General features: G+C 38.1%; 11 protein-coding genes. 3 read left to right on the top strand and 8 right to left on the bottom strand.

Annotated features, from left to right (window positions below):
- Nucleotides 1-26: 26 nt before the first annotated feature.
- The 5 genes from QM481_RS17795 to QM481_RS17815 form a co-directional block, all read right to left on the bottom strand.
- Entirely contained in the window at nucleotides 27-1,187 is a 1,161-nt protein-coding gene (locus QM481_RS17795; protein ID WP_283382708.1) for a glycosyltransferase family 87 protein, read from the bottom strand.
- A 515-nt stretch (nucleotides 1,188-1,702) separates the two neighbouring features.
- Nucleotides 1,703-2,497 carry a polysaccharide deacetylase family protein gene (locus QM481_RS17800; protein WP_283382709.1) on the bottom strand — a complete coding sequence of 265 codons (795 nt, stop codon included), beginning with the start codon at nucleotides 2,495-2,497 and terminating at the stop codon, nucleotides 1,703-1,705.
- A gap of 238 nt (nucleotides 2,498-2,735) precedes the next feature.
- A complete protein-coding gene (locus QM481_RS17805; protein WP_283382710.1) occupies nucleotides 2,736-3,461 on the bottom strand; it encodes a glycosyltransferase family 2 protein in 726 nt (241 codons plus the stop codon).
- A gap of 33 nt (nucleotides 3,462-3,494) precedes the next feature.
- A complete protein-coding gene (locus QM481_RS17810) occupies nucleotides 3,495-4,241 on the bottom strand; it encodes a glycosyltransferase family 2 protein (RefSeq protein WP_283370306.1) in 747 nt (248 codons plus the stop codon).
- 139 nt (nucleotides 4,242-4,380) lie between these two features.
- Entirely contained in the window at nucleotides 4,381-7,482 is a 3,102-nt protein-coding gene (locus QM481_RS17815; protein ID WP_283382711.1) for an AAA family ATPase, read from the bottom strand.
- 400 nt (nucleotides 7,483-7,882) lie between these two features.
- Here QM481_RS17815 and QM481_RS17820 point away from each other — a divergent pair, with 400 nt between their 5' ends.
- Nucleotides 7,883-10,126 (top strand): beta-N-acetylhexosaminidase, encoded by a 2,244-nt coding sequence (locus tag QM481_RS17820; protein WP_283382712.1) that lies wholly within the window; start codon nucleotides 7,883-7,885, stop codon nucleotides 10,124-10,126.
- A gap of 67 nt (nucleotides 10,127-10,193) precedes the next feature.
- On the opposite strand, the gene QM481_RS17825 is transcribed toward QM481_RS17820, so the two are convergent.
- From QM481_RS17825 to QM481_RS17835, 3 genes are all read right to left on the bottom strand, one after another.
- Nucleotides 10,194-10,757, bottom strand: coding sequence for an HD domain-containing protein (locus QM481_RS17825; protein WP_283382713.1), 564 nt, complete (start codon nucleotides 10,755-10,757; stop codon nucleotides 10,194-10,196).
- Between the two features lie 290 nt (nucleotides 10,758-11,047).
- On the bottom strand, nucleotides 11,048-12,088 hold the full coding sequence (locus QM481_RS17830; RefSeq protein ID WP_283382714.1) for a sugar phosphate isomerase/epimerase family protein: 1,041 nt from the start codon (nucleotides 12,086-12,088) through the stop codon (nucleotides 11,048-11,050).
- Between the two features lie 278 nt (nucleotides 12,089-12,366).
- Complete coding sequence (locus QM481_RS17835) at nucleotides 12,367-13,245, bottom strand: NmrA family NAD(P)-binding protein (protein WP_283382715.1); 879 nt, start codon at nucleotides 13,243-13,245, stop codon at nucleotides 12,367-12,369.
- A gap of 82 nt (nucleotides 13,246-13,327) precedes the next feature.
- On the opposite strand from QM481_RS17835, the gene QM481_RS17840 reads away from it, so the two are divergent.
- Nucleotides 13,328-13,702, top strand: coding sequence for a winged helix-turn-helix transcriptional regulator (locus tag QM481_RS17840; protein ID WP_283382716.1), 375 nt, complete (start codon nucleotides 13,328-13,330; stop codon nucleotides 13,700-13,702).
- Between the two features lie 202 nt (nucleotides 13,703-13,904).
- Nucleotides 13,905-15,239: a PAS domain S-box protein gene (locus QM481_RS17845; protein ID WP_283382717.1), complete on the top strand. Its 1,335-nt coding sequence runs from the start codon at nucleotides 13,905-13,907 to the stop codon at nucleotides 15,237-15,239.
- Nucleotides 15,240-15,409: the final 170 nt, after the last annotated feature.

The following is a 15,409-nucleotide window of genomic DNA, read 5'->3' on the forward strand; positions in this document are numbered from 1 at the left end:
GTGCCTTTGCTCCTTTGCGCCTCCTCTCAAAACTCCTCTTTCTTACTCGCCAACATTTCCCAATGTACTTTTATCCAAACTAGTAACATGGGTAATACCATTAGAGCATATTTTCTTAAAAATTCATTTCTAATATATTTGGGCATCAAGTCAGTAGGACCAAAACTTGTCACCAGCAAAGCAAAAATAAACAACGCTTTGTCAGTAGTGGTTTTAGCACTTTGCATATACCAAATCACTGCGCCTACAAACCCAATTAATAAAGTAGAAGCTTCGGTGCCTGTACTTGCCAATACGACCAACATCAACGTCGAACATAAAAGCAATAATTGATAACGGGTATTGAAAAACAAGTTGATTCGTATATATGACAGCGCAAATACCAAAACCGCTGGTAGGATATACCATAAATTTGAAATACTGGCATCTTGCACCAATCTTCGTACCATACCCATCACCGAAAGGTCTTGATAAGGATTCGTCAAAACTTCGTTGATATCATTCTTTTTCACCAATACTTCAAGCCATTCTTGGTAAGTCTGAAGGATATAAGCTGGCGAACTAAACGCCATTGGTAATACAAACAATACCGCTATCCAAAACAAGCCAGAAGCAATAAGTTTGAGTTTATTTTTGGAGAAAAAGAAAAATGCCAGCCCTACTACGCCATATAGCTTGGTCATAGTACCCAACACAATACAAAAAGCTGCCCAGAAGTCTTTTTCTTTCTTGATAAAAGTATAAGCCAAAATAATCAAAGCGGTCACGATACCATGATACTGCACATTGATAAGGCTGGTAATACAGCTATTGAGGCAAAGCCATGACATAATAGCTTTGGTTTTTTCGTCGAAAGAAGGTAATTCATAAATCGCGAAAAGTAGTGCAATGGCATTGGCCACATTCCACAAAATTACCCCAAGTAAAGTCGGAACTAAGGCAAAAGGCGCTATCATTACCGCAAAAGGCGGTCCATACAAAAACAAATCTACGTATTCGTCGGGATGATAGGCATATAGATGCTCTTGATGAATCAAGTGCCAGAAGCTGGTCTTAAAAATAATGAAGTTGTTGATATGTGCGTGAGGATTATCGCCCGTAAAGTACTGCTTCATGGCCATTGCTACTGCCACTGCAATCCAAATCAACAAGATGTTGCGCTTATTGAGCAAAAAGTCGAATTTCATAAAAATTACTATCTATGTATCTAGCGGTTGGAAAGAGAATTTTATTAGGTCACATTTAAAAATTATGATAGCCTTCGTAAAAAACATAATTTTCATTAGACACTCCTTACTTTTCTTGTCTTGACACAAGAAAAGTAACAAAAGAAAGTCAAGAAATCCTAAACTCGCCTTCGGCTCAAACAGTAGGATTTCATCAAAATAGAAACTTACTCAACTATAATATTCTTATTATAAACAACTTACCAAATTTAAATATACACTAATCTTGACGTCCTATCAAGATTTAATAATTATCAGTAACACCATCCCATAGTGAGTGTTAGTAATGGTGAGTTTGTAAATTCATAACCTTCTTTTGTAGTATCCACAAAGACTATTTCTCTTGTGTAAGAAAGGTAAGTCTAATAAAAAAGTAAGATATTACGGAAGGATAGAATGCTTTCTACTTATACAATATTAAATAGTTTCTATAACCATTCTGTATGGATAGGATTACTACCGATTATTACAGCATTTTATATTGTATTACTTTTCTGCTTTAGCTCCTCCACATATTCCTTCATGGTGATGAAGGTTACTCCTTTAGCTTTTAGCCAAGTAATGTAGTCATCCAAACGCTGTAAAAGTACTCTGTCTGAGTGCTTACGGACATACGCAGGAATGGTGGTATAAGCCGAAAGGTCGGTAAACTCCCATGGGTGGAAATACAAATTAATAATCCCATAGCGATTGAGGGCGCTATTCGAAAACATTTTGTAAACACTAAATGGTAAGTTTTTAAAACTCAACCAAAACATAGGAAAACGCAAATTTGGGGTAACCGTCGCAGGAATTTGCCATAACCTATCCTGCACAAAAGGGAGCTTCGGTTTGTCTAAATGGTTGTAACGTCCTGGCAAAAAAGTAGGATTCAACGAAGCATTATACACATAACCAGCATCTGCAATATCCTGATTTTCGACAGGCATCATCCTTGCCATTCTGAATCCCTCGATAGACTGTCCTGTGATTTGGGAAAGTAATTTCTTGGAAGCAGGTAAATCAATCTTTGCATCGAAGCTACTATGATACATTCCATGAGAAGCAATCTCATGTTTCTCGGCCAAAGTTTTCATTAACTCAGGCTGAGAAAGTGCATATTGTCCTGTGCAAAAAATAGTGCTTTTTACTTGATGTTTATCTAATAATGCCTTCAAAAGCAATGTCCCACGAGTCGAAACCTCTATCTGTTCCTCCATTGTGATTTGTTGACCGTATTCCAAAGGCACATCAAACTCTTCTACGTCAAATGTTAAGATTGCTTTTAGCATAATAATAAAAAAAATTAGTAGACTTCCGTGCTTTAGACTCTATGCCTTAAGCTGAAAGCTTCATTAATTAGCTTGTTAGAAATAACTTCAACAGGGCGGCAAAAAGCCTACAAGCCAGCGAGTTAATCATCTTATACTTGCTCAGTAGCTGACGCAAATTGCTTGTTGGAGAAAACTTCAACAAGGGCAGTAAAGGACAACTCATCACTCAAAACTCACAATTCATCACTTCTATCTCTTACTTACTTCGACTAAAAATATTTTGAAAACTCAGTAGTTCTTGTTTTATCGTTTTCCAGCTCATTTGTGAAAAACTAATTCCATCACGCACGTGTACTTGTATTTTGGCCAAGCGTAAATCTTTACGACGTGACGCCAATACCACAAACTCCATATCAAATAAAAACGAGTTGATATGAGTTTTGAGAAATACGTCTTTCCCTTTTTGATTAAATCCTTTTAAACCAGATTGAGTGTCTTTTACGAACATCGATGGGAAAAAAACATGATTCATCGTGCGTAAAGACAGGGAAAATATTTTTCTCAAAAACGGTAATTGACTATAATAATGGTCGTCACGAACGCCCAAAACCACATCATAATTTTCGTCGTTCAATAACCTAAACATCTCCCAAGCGTTTTCCATACGATAGGGATAATCGGCATCGGTATAAATAATCAAATCACCTTGCGTTTTGGCGATGGCAGTACGCAAAGCAAATCCTTTTCCCCTATTTTGGGAATACGTAACATACTCGAAAGCAGGGATATTTTCTCGGAGATATTGTAAATGGGCTTCTGTCACGCCTCTTATAGAACCATCATCAACCAAATACAATTTAACCTCCACTTGTGAAGGGAGTTGCGAAACAAATATTTTATAATAATGTAAAAGCTCCTTTTCCCAACCTTCGTGGGGATTGTAGCACGGATGTACGACATCCAATTTAGTAGTTCGGTTCACTGTTTAAAGAGAGCAAAAAAATAAAGGTGCAAGTTATGACTTTTCTTTCTGATTCATTTCATAAAGCTTCATGTATTTGAAAAATGCTCCTTGTGCATTGCAATACGAAATCAAATAGCCTTCGTAGCCATACAAAAATCCTTTTTTGAGTAAATAGTAATTCCAAAAATGGAAGGTCTTCTTGAAATAGGCAATCACGGGATGTGTCCCTTTTTTATGCTGATTCTGCACCGCAAAAAGGGTCGAGTAATAGTTCATTTTTGCCAAAAGCTGATCAGCCGTTTCATAAGAATAATGATGAATAACTCCCTCAATATCTACAACTTGCAAACCTTTGGTATTCAATCCTTCATGAACATCTTTGTCATTAAACTGTGTACTTTTTTTATGAAAAAGTCGTGTTACTTTGTCGTTTCCCCAACCTGCTCCGTTGATGTATTTGCCATTGTAATATTGTTTTCGTAAAAAACGATATAGATGGTTAGGATTGAGCGAAAGATTCTGAATATTTTGAATCAAAATCGGGTCTAATACCTCATCGGAATCAACCCACAAAATCCAGTCATTTTTACAGAAGCTCACAGACAAATTGCGCATCTTACCAAAGCCAATAAATGGGTGCTCATGCACACAAACATTAGCGTATTGGCGTGCAATAGCCAATGTCTGGTCGGTCGACCCATTATCGAGCACAATTACTTCATCGAATCCCTTCAAGGCATCCAAACACTGCGCCAATCGCGCCTCACTATTTTTGGTAAGTATTGTTACGGAAATCATATTGAGTATTGCTGATGTCGGATTTTTGATTTTGGATTAATACTCTCAAATTTTAACACCATTTAGTTTTACTATTTAGCAATGAATATCCCTCTATATTCTTTAATCAAATCCGATATCAAAAATCTAAAATCCGATATCACTTAATTTGGCTTCCCATTTCTGGGTGGTTTTCTACGGTGATATAGCTTTCTATTTCTTGTTGTAAATCTTCTACGTGGGAAATAACGCCGACGATGCGGTTTTCTTTTCGTAAAGATTTTAAGGTTTCAAAAACTTCTGTTAGCGAATCTTTATCTAACGACCCAAAACCTTCATCCAAGAAAAAGAAATTATTGGTTGATTGAGTTTGAGCATGGATATTATCTGCCAAAGCTAGGGCTAAACATAAGGCAACTTGGAATTTCTGTCCACCAGAAAGCGTTTTTACGGCTCTTGTTCTTCCTTCATTGAGTAAATCTCTCACTCTAAAATCAAATTCTGAAGGACGTGTCTCATAAATTTCGAGTTGCAAAGCCTGTCGGGTCATTTTACTAAAACGCTCATTAGCCTGATTACAAAGGTTTTGTAAATACATTCCTGACACAAACCCTACAAACCCTTGGCTTTTAAAGAGTTTTGCTAAAGTATCTATGTCAGCTCTACGAATTTCTAAAGCCTCCTTTTCTTTCAACAAATCGGCCTGAGTCGCCAAGTCTTTTTCAAGTTGTAATTGTCTACCTCTGAGTGCACCAGCTTCCGCTTGCAAGGTATTTATTTCATTTTGTAATGTTGCTATATCCGCCAAAAGTTGCTGGTGAATTCCAACATCGTAGCGTAAACCTTGGGTCTCTTCCAAGAGAGATTTGTGTCGCTGTTGAGTAGCTTGTAATTGTACTTTAAAGGTTTCTATGGCTTTTTGCTCTACATCAATTACCAAGTCCCAAGCCAAAATTTGCTCTATCTCCTCTTTGTCCACATAACCTATCTCTGACATCGCAGCTCTGAGTTGCTCCTCCAATGTCTCGATGATTTGTGTGTGCTGTGTCAGATTTTGTTTCAACGCTACAATCTCACCTCCCAATCTATTGCTTTGGTCTTGTAACAATTGTATATCCTTTTGCAATTGCTCAACGTTTTTGACCAACTCCTGATGCTGGTGCTGAAGCCTTTGGATATGAATAGCAATACTTTCTGCGGTTTCATTTTCTAGCGTCTGTATATCCAAACGCTGTATCTGCGATTGAGCAGTGCTTATCTCCGACATTTTAGCCGAAATTTCAACCTCTATTTTTTGTAAAGTAGGCAAATACTTTTCCTCCAAATCCTTTTGCCAAACTTGCAGCTGTTGTTCTTGTGCCCCTCGTTTTTCTTCAAAAGCTTTTATTTCCTTTTGTTGTTGTTCGGCCAAGGCAAAGGCTTTTTGAACCGCCTCTTCATCATCTTTTGAAAAATCAGTCCATACAAAACTCAGGTCATGCTCCTGAATTTTGGCTTGTATATCTTTGTACAAAACCGCCTGTTTGTTTCGCTCTGTATTCCAGATAGTCATATTCTGCGCTAGCGCATCCCATTGAGCCGTCAGCTGTTCGATACGTTGTAGGCGATTTTGCCAAGCTTTTTGGGCAGTTTTTTCTGCTTGTATTTTTCCAGAAAAATCCTCCGAAGAAGTCAACTTAGCGGGGTGATGAATTGCACCACACAAAGGACAAGGCTCATCGTCGTGCAAAGCATTTGAATAGGCCTGCAATGCCTTTTGCGTTTCGAAGTGTGAAATATGGTGCTGATGAAAATCTATTTTTTGGTTAAACTCCTGTTTCAGATGTTCAATCAAGGTAAGACGTTCTGGTAATTCGAGCTGACTAGAAATACGTTCTTGAAAAACTTCGTCTTGACAAATCGCTTGGATTTTTTGTTCAAAATCCTCCGCTTTTAGTTTTGCATCCTTTCCTGCTTCAGTAATGGTATTTCTCTGAGAAAGAAGCGTTTTCTTTTGTCCAAACCACGTAGACACCATCGAGAGACGATGAAGATCGACTTGCTGGCTTTTGAGTTTTTGCAACGCCTCCTCTATCTGAACCCTTTCTGCTTGTCCATGCTGAATTTGAACCCGTTGTTGCTCAACAGCAATTTTACCTTTTTCTAGACGCTCCAGCAATTTGGTTCTCTCACTCGAAGCCTGTTTCCATCTCAAAGCCCAACCCCATTCTTCTGCTTCTTTCAACAAGTTTTCTTTTTGCTCAAAAGCTGGTTTGAGTTCATCCAACTTTTGTTGAGCAACCTGAATATTTTTCACCAACTGTTCCTGCTCTTGGTTTTTACTAGAAAAAGCCAAGGTATCCTTTCGTTGTTCTACTAATCGAGCTTGCTGTTGGGTAAGCAAAGGCTTTAGTTGCATCAAAACTTTTTGATAAGTCTTCAATCGACTCTCTTTTGTCTCAAACTCCTCCGCTTGAGCCTCTAAAGTTTGCAACTGTGCGGCCGTTTCTTCCAAGCTCTTAAAGAGTTTGGCGACCCAATCTAGGCTTTTCTCGTCGGCAACTTTATCTGCCAGCGCCTGATTTCTTAGCACTAATAGCGCCTCTGATGCCTGTAATTGGTCTTTGATAGCGTCTAGTTGTTCGGGAGTACTTTGTCCTAATTGGGCAATTTTTCCATTGAGATGCTCAAGCTGTTTTTCATTATTTTCCTTGACTAATTTTACCTTAGATGCCAAGTCAAAACGCTCCAATTGAAATATTTCGTTCATCATTTGGGTACGTTTCGACAAGGGTAATTCGATAAACTCCTGAAAACGCCCCTGAGGAATAATAATCGTCCTTTTAAAGTTTTCATAAGAAAGACCTATAATTTTTTCGGAAGCATTTTCAACTTCAATAGGCGCCCAATCTGAAATTTCGGGCATCCATTGATAGGTTTTTCTTTCAAAAGTTTTTACATCGTCAAACTTCTTGCTATTTCTACGACCTTTTACCGTAAAACGATACAAGTGATTGTCTTTGCCCGCACGACACTCAAAATCGATGAGTAGGTCATCTGAGCGAAGATTCATCATATTATAGTTTCGGTCGTCACCCGACTTGTTCATTCTTTCGGTATCGCCGTACAAAGCAAAGGTAATCGCCTCTAAAACAGAGGATTTACCAGAGCCAACTTTTCCAAAAATCCCGAAAATAGACGCTTCAGTCAACTTGGTAAAATCAACTACCTGCGTTTCGCGATATGAATACAAGCCCTTTATGGACAACTTAATAGGAATCATATAAGTGATGAATTTTGAGTGCTGAGTTAGGAGTGTACATAGGATTATAAAAACCATTTATATCGGATGTTGGATTTCGGAAGTGCAAGCTTCTATTTTTTGTAAAAAATAAAAGTGTTTTACTCTATTTCCGAAATCAGAAATCCTAAATCTGCGATAGTTAGAAATCCTCCGTACAATTCTAGTGCTGAGTTATGAGATTAAACTCTTTATTGACGCTTTCACACTAGTTTAATCCACAAATCGGATGCAAATTAGTACTTCGTGGGTAATACCACAACAATTCAAGTTTGGGAAGGCGTTCTATACAAATGAGTATAAAAGCCCCAATATCATTTTATACCTTTGGAAATGATAGACTAAGGTCATAATCACCCACCCAATTTCAATTAAAATCAATATGAAAAAACAACTTTTGCTTTTATGGTGTCTGCTTTGTTCGGGTACAATACTAGCGCAAAATCGTTATCCAATTATTCCTCAACCCCAAAAGATTATTCCTCAAAATGGGAGTTTCGAGCTAAACAAGCAGGTAGTTATTGTAGACAAAACCCGCAACCCACAAACGTTGGTGGCGCTTCAACCACTGAAAGACAAATGTCGCTTGGCAGCGGGTTTGGCATTGCCTGTCGTGAGTAAAGCGAAGGGCAAAAAGCCTATTGAGGTAATTTTGGATGCTAAAGTGACTCAGGCTGAAGGATATAAACTGAACATCACACCTCAGCATATCCAACTTAAGGCAAAAACACCAGCAGGGATTTTTTATGGGGTACAAAGTTTATTACAACTCTTGCCAACGGATATAGAACAAAAAATCCGTGCGAATGATACACAATGGACGATTCCTTGCGGAACGATTGAAGATGAACCACGTTTTGGTTATCGCGGGATTATGCTTGATGTATCTCGTCATTTCATGCCTGTTGATTTCTTGAAAAAGTATATTGATGAATTAGCAGCACTCAAAATCAACCGTTTTCATTGGCACTTGACCGACGGACAGGCTTTTAGATTTGAAAGCAAGAAATATCCGCTTTTACACACCGCCAAGTCTCCACAATGGCCAACCAATGAAGGTTTTTATACACAGGAACAAATGCGCGAATTGGTCAAATATGCTCAAGACCGTTTTATTACAATTATTCCTGAAGTAGATGTGCCAGGACACTCGCAAGCAGCCTTGGTTGCTTATCCACAGTATGCTTGTCAAGATAGTACTGGTAAACAATTGCTGTTTCAAGGAGAGTTTTGTCCAAAACCCGAATCAGCACAATTTATTGCTGACATCTTAGACGAAGTAATTAGTATTTTCCCAAGTGAATACATTCATATAGGCGGTGACGAAGCTAGTAAAGTAGCTTGGCATAAATGTCCAGTTTGTCGTAAAACTACCCAAGATTTAGGTTTAAAGAATGTGGATGAATTACAGAGTAATTTTATCAAAACGCTTGAAAAACACCTCAATAGCCGTGGTCGTAAGATGATTGGTTGGGACGAAATCTTAGAAGGAGGATTAGCACCAAATGCAACTGTTATGGCTTGGAGAAGCCTAGAAAGTGGTGGTGAAGCTGCCAAAATGAAGCATAATGCCATTATGTCGCCAACTTCGCACTGCTATTTGGATTATTATCAATCAGAAGACCCGAACGAACCTTTGGCATTTGCAGGATTTATTAACCTTCCAAAAATTTATAGCTTTGAACCTATTCCAGAAAACTTAACGGCAGAAGAAGCGAAGTATGTATTAGGGCCACAAGCAAACCTTTGGACAGAGCAAGTGCCTGTTGGTAGTCATGCCGAATATATGACTTTCCCAAGAGGAGTAGCCTTGGCGGAAGTAGGTTGGTCGAAAAAGGAAGATCGCAATTATGCTAACTTTCTAGATAGATTATCGAGCTATTTGACTCGCATGGATTATCGTTCAGTTAACTATGCCAAACACTTTTTTGAAATCAAAACACAAACTTCAAGAGATGCCAATCAACGTATTAATTTGTCGTTGCTATGCGATAACAATGGAGCGCCTATCTATTACACAACCGACGGTAGCACGCCGACACAGCAATCAAATTTGTACACTGGTCCTATTTTGATTTCGCAAACTACCAATATCAAAGCTGCCACCGTAATGAAAGGTAGAATGGTAGACGAAATCACTCGTACCATCAGCATCAACAAGGCTACGGGAGTACAAATGGAATTGACAACACTTCCTAGCAAACGATACTTTAGAGGGGGAATTGGCGCCATAACCAACGGTACTTTTGGCGGTAATGGTCGATTCAATGACGAGGAATGGCTTGGATGGAATGATCAAGATTTTGAAGGTGTGATTAAATGGAATCAGGCAACAGACTTTTCAAAAATCACGCTTCGCTTTTTCCATAAACCTTCTAGCTGGGTTTGGATGCCTAAATCGGTGAGTATTTTAGCATCTAATGACGGGGTAAACTATACTACTTTATCAACGGTCAATCCAAGTGTGCCTGCACAAGAGGGCGTATTGACTATACCGATGTCGTTGGGAAATCAACAATATAAATTTCTCAAAATCAAAGCTCAAGCCTACGGAACCATTCCTGCCAATATGACTGGCGCAGGAGATAAAGCATGGCTTTTTGTGGATGAGGTTGTAGTGGAGTAGTTTTTTTGAGGGGATAGGGGTTAGGCAAGGAGGCATTAGTAATTAAACTTTACTCTTGCCTTTTTGCCTAACCCCTATCCCCTTCCAATTCTCTACTTATATTTAATATCGCTTGTCCCTCATATTTTTGAGTGAAGTAATCGGTCTTGAAAATCTGATTCATTTCTAGAAAGTGTTTTAAGACCTTCTTTCGCCCAGGATTGTACAATAAATCTGGATAAATCGCATATTCATTTCTTACCTGCTTCGCATATTGTTTATAAACCTCCCAGTCTTTTCCTAAAATAGATAAGTCGGCATCTGTAAAATAATTAACATCTTGATTTTCAGAGATCACATGCGTTTTTGTCGCTAAAATCATCTCAACAACTCTGGCTACGATTTCTTCCGAAACTCCTAAGCTTTTCATTCTTTTTTCAGCCAAAGCTGCACTTTTTTCTTCATTATTAGATTTTAACGTGTCATACACTGCATCATGATAGAATAATGCCCACAAGAGAATCTCCCAATCTTGAATTTGAGTCTTTATGGATACTAATTCATGATATAAGTTTTCTAAGTGAGTCAAATTATGATAGTGTCGTCTAGGCTGCGAATAGGCATCGCTAAGCTCTGTCCAATATGTTATCATCTTCGAATTATCGCGAGTATACCCTTGAAGTAATTCTGAGAAAAGGTGTTGTAGGTTCATATTACTAAGTGAACAGGCACAAAGGCACAGAGGGACAAAGTGTTGATTAGGGGATAGGGTTTAGGCAAGGAGGGGTTAGTAATTAAACTTTACTCTTGATTCTTTACCTACCTAGTGTTATAGCTCTACTAAAAATATAAGTATTTTCAGGGAAACAACAAAGGCACAGATATACTTCGTGATTTACCCTCCTTCACTTTGTCCCTCTGTGCCTTTGTGCCTGTTCCCTATTATGCCAACGCTTGTTTACAAAACTCTAAACATTTTTTCACTTCTTCTACCGAATTTGAGCCTTTCGGGATTTGATATTCTAATTCGATAGTTGCAGGGAAATTGTACTTATTATCACGTATCAATTTGAGCGCATCAGCAATAGGCGTATCGCCTTGTCCCCATGGCAAATTGCCACGACCATTGGCTTTTGTCTGGCGATCTTTGATGTGCATACTAACAATTCTTTCATGATATTTTTTGACCATCTCTAAAGGCGTTGGGTTTCCTGCTGCCACAAAGTGTCCAAAATCAAGATTTAAAGCATTGGCAGGTGACTGCGCCAATGCTGTATCCCAGAAAGTATAAGTTTGTTGCTCGTGACCATGGTAACCGACTTTGATACCAACTTTTTCAGCCATTTTACCCAATTTCAAGGTATGAGCATCATTACTTGGATGCTCCAAAGTAACCTGCGTAGCACCCAAAGCCTTTGCAGCACGCATACCGTATTCAATTTCAGTATCGGTATTTTGCATACCAAAGGCATCAGGTTTGAAAGCATAAATAGAAACGCCTGCTTTCTTATAGGTTTTGCCTAATTCTTCAAACTTACTAATAGGAGCTGTAGCACGCCATTGTGCCATTTCTGCACGATAAGCTTTCATTTTAGTTTCAGCTTCGTCTAGTTGTTGCTGTTCCTCGGGAGTCAAAGTTTGCTTTTCGTTGCGTTTACGCATTAACGGAAATACGGTACGGAAATCTACAGGATTTTTAGGTGCGCCAGCAAAGCTTTCTGCTGGACCGCCCATCAATTCAATCGCACTAATACCGCAATCACGGACATATTGTAAGGTTGCCTCCGCACTTTGGTCTGGCATTTCACGAAACGAATAGGTAATTACACCGATTTGTACGCCTTTAATCAAAGAGCCAGATTTTCCGAAATTGTCAATAATGGCAGGCATCCCCCAGAGTTTTCCATTGGCCATGAGTGTACCTGTAAGCAAGGCAGCGCCAGCACCTAAAAACTGACGGCGAGAAGAATTGTAATCGTTCATTTTCAAATAGTTAAATTGGTTTATGTAAAAATTGAAGGGAATAGGTACAGCGTGGCGAAAATCAAATATTCAATCAACTCTGTACATCTGATGTAATGTTACGCAATCTGTATTTTTTAGCCAAAAAATTACGACTCTCAATCGACCAAATGCCTAAACTATTAGACAGTTATGGCATATTTGAGGTCTATTTTATCATAAAGATAAAATAAAAATCCACAGCCCAAACAAGAAGTTGTTTAGACTGTGGATGAAATCATAATTAGGGCTTTTTAACTTTAAAATGCGCCTGCAAATTCTTTGGCAAACGCCTGAATTTTGATGGAACCAACTTGTGGTGCACCGCTTGCCTCGAAATCCTTTTGTAATTTTCCTTCACGAATTGCCGTGCCCATTTCGGTATACAAATTTGCCATTTCGGCTGGTAGACCTGCTTGTTGCATTCCTTGTAATAATTGTTCGTCGGTAAACTCTACCCAAGGAAGTTGTTTACCCAAAACATTACCAAATGCCTTTGCTACCTCTGCGACATTTACGTAATCGCTTACCACATAACGAACCTGATGCCCTGTAGTACTTTTTTGTAATTCCTCCGCTACTGCTTCGGCGATATTTTGTGGGTGCACCAGTGGAATTTTGGTATCGGCTGGATAGTTTGAACCAATGATTCCCATTCCTTTGATTAATGGAACATCGTTATAGAAATTTGTGTAAAAATATCCCGCACGCATAAAGCTCACATTCACATTTTGGAGTAAAGAGCGATACAAATTTTCGATATGATAAAGTCCTGCGATTGGTCCTGTTCCATTTTCGTATTCCGCCCCAATACTACTGAGCATTACTACTTTTTGAACTCCTGATTTGGTAATAGCTTCAGCATACGATTTACCTGCGTTAACAGTATTTTCGATGATGTTTTGACCACCCATGTTTGGAGGAGTCATTACAAATACTGCATCAGCACCTGTAAAAGTTTTTACCAAAAAATCAGTATCTGTAATCGAGCCAATAGCAGCTTGAGCACCAAGCGCTTCGATGGCAGACTTTCTATCTTCGTTGCTACTGATAACGGTTACTTCGTTAGTATTTGCTACCAATATTTTCACCAAATGTTTTCCTATGTTTCCTAATGAACCTATGAGTGTAATTTTCATGATCTTATATTTTGTTTTTTGTTGATACAAAGGTATTTTTGTACTTACTTTTTTACAAGTACTTACCCTAAAGTATGTATCCATGACAGCCATCAAAGAATCATCGACAATACAACAAAATAAGAAAACAGCCTTGGAACTGTGTCCTGTAACTTTTACTATGGAAAAGATTGGAGGATACTGGAAGCCCATCATTATTTATCATTTATCTACTGAAAGTAAACGATACAGTGAACTCAAAAAGGCGATTCCAGCTATTACAGAAAAGGTATTAATTCAGCACTTGAAGCAGTTAGAAGCAGATGGGTTGTTAATCAGAGAAGCAAAACCTGTAGTCCCTCCTTTTGTGACTTACCAGTTGAGTGAATCTGGGAAAAAACTCCTTCCTGTCATACACGCCATGGCGACTTGGGCTTTTGAACATCAAGAAAAACATATTGATATGGAAGGCAAATAGTTTGAAAACTATTAAAAAATAGGTTCAAGTATTGGACTAGAACCTCGGTAGTGGTTTTAAAAGTATAGTAGCATTCGGAAATTTGGGTATCTATAATAATTTTGCAATGGTAATTTAATTACCTATAACACATCATTATTGAACCTATCATTTTATATCCCTTACTATGCTTAACTCTCATCTAGTCGACGTAGTCCAGACTATGCTCAATTTTAGCGAAGAACCATCCCTATTTGTTTCCCCCAATCATGAGATTATTTCATACAATGCTCATTTCGAAACAATGTTACAATGGTATAACTCTTTGCCAGTTAAACAAAGAAAACTCATCACCGAATATCAGCTTCCTATTACCCAAGACAATTACTATCAACTCTTTGAAGAAATAATTTCTGGTAAAAAAGTAGACACCAATTTAGCCCACCCAAACGAATCGAATGCTATTCATTCCCGTATTAAAGGCGAACCCATTTATGGCAGCCAAGGTACGATTCAAGGTGTACTTTTATCTTTCAAAAACTTCACTCACAACGCTCTTATCCATAAAGAAATCGGTGCGCTTAAGCATTGTTTTGAATCTATCCTTTCAGAAGCTCATGAAGGTGTCTTATTACTCGACGAGAATCTCAGGATTTTGTATTACAACGAAGCCCTCACTAAACAATACGTATATGAAAATAATCACCTACTCCAACAAGGGGTGAAAATTTTAGATATTATCAACGATGCCGATAAATCACAAACTGAGTTTCTACTCAAATTAGCTTTACGTGGTGAAATAATTGATAGAGAAGTACCTGTTAATGCTTCCAATGGACAGACTTATTGGTTTAGGATTAAAGTATTTCCCATCAAAAATCCAACAAACCAAATCATAGGGGTTACCATTTTATCGCTTGATGTATCAGAAAAAAGGAAATTTGAGCTTTCTTTTCAAGAAAGTGAAATCAGGTTTAAAAATATCATCGAAAATACGCCTATCGCACTGGCTGTGCTCGATAAAAACTTCAAAGTGATTCAACTCAATTCTGTAGCAGAGGAGCTGCTAGGCTATACTTCTCAAGAATTAATAGGAACAGACCTCAGAAGTATCATTTATTGCTCTTACTTTGATGACAGAGAAAGTAGTCCATTTTTCGAAAATTCTGATGCTTTCTTTACGAATCTTACCTCAGAAAGATTTATCTCTACAATTAATAAAGCAGGCGAACTTATTACCGTTGACGTAACCATCAATGCCTATAGGTTTAACACTAATAAAACCATTGTACTAGCAGCAAGAGACGTTCGTGTTTTACTCAAACAGGAGGAAAAACTTCAATTACATTCGGAGCTCTTCAGAAAGATCGCTTGGCAACAATCTCACGAAGTACGAAAGCCACTGGCTAATATCATGGGAATTACCAATTTACTACTCGAATCGGGTTCTTCTGCTAGCATGGATATGTATTTGGAGTACTTAAAAGAAGCGACTGTAGAACTAGACACCATTATTAAAAATATCGTTGACCAAACGTATTTGACTCAGGAAGATTAAATCAGTAAAGCATTAAACAAGTTAGCTCAAGTCTTTGACTTGGGCTAATAGTGTAAGCTTCCCCCAAAATAGTACGGATTAAAAGTTTAAAAGGTGTAATATTTTTTAACTTTAAGTAAGTATTATGAAAAGCAGCAAATTTAGTCCGACCGAAATTGCAAAGATTCTTA

This window comes from Flectobacillus rivi (genome assembly GCF_030056655.1).
Taxonomy (GTDB): Bacteria; Bacteroidota; Bacteroidia; order Cytophagales; family Spirosomataceae; genus Flectobacillus; species Flectobacillus rivi.

Bases quoted from the DNA above. Each gene is read 5' to 3' on its own strand.
- QM481_RS17815 (WP_283382711.1), bottom strand. From the start codon at position 7,482: ATGATTCCTATTAAGTTGTCCATAAAGGGCTTGTATTCATATCGCGAA.
- QM481_RS17845 (WP_283382717.1), top strand. From the start codon at position 13,905: ATGCTCAATTTTAGCGAAGAACCATCCCTATTTGTTTCCCCCAATCAT.
- QM481_RS17820 (WP_283382712.1), top strand. From the start codon at position 7,883: ATGAAAAAACAACTTTTGCTTTTATGGTGTCTGCTTTGTTCGGGTACA.
- QM481_RS17830 (WP_283382714.1), bottom strand. From the start codon at position 12,088: ATGAACGATTACAATTCTTCTCGCCGTCAGTTTTTAGGTGCTGGCGCT.
- QM481_RS17810 (WP_283370306.1), bottom strand. From the start codon at position 4,241: ATGATTTCCGTAACAATACTTACCAAAAATAGTGAGGCGCGATTGGCG.
- QM481_RS17795 (WP_283382708.1), bottom strand. From the start codon at position 1,187: ATGAAATTCGACTTTTTGCTCAATAAGCGCAACATCTTGTTGATTTGG.
- QM481_RS17825 (WP_283382713.1), bottom strand. From the start codon at position 10,757: ATGATAACATATTGGACAGAGCTTAGCGATGCCTATTCGCAGCCTAGA.
- QM481_RS17800 (WP_283382709.1), bottom strand. From the start codon at position 2,497: ATGCTAAAAGCAATCTTAACATTTGACGTAGAAGAGTTTGATGTGCCT.
- QM481_RS17835 (WP_283382715.1), bottom strand. From the start codon at position 13,245: ATGAAAATTACACTCATAGGTTCATTAGGAAACATAGGAAAACATTTG.
- QM481_RS17840 (WP_283382716.1), top strand. From the start codon at position 13,328: ATGACAGCCATCAAAGAATCATCGACAATACAACAAAATAAGAAAACA.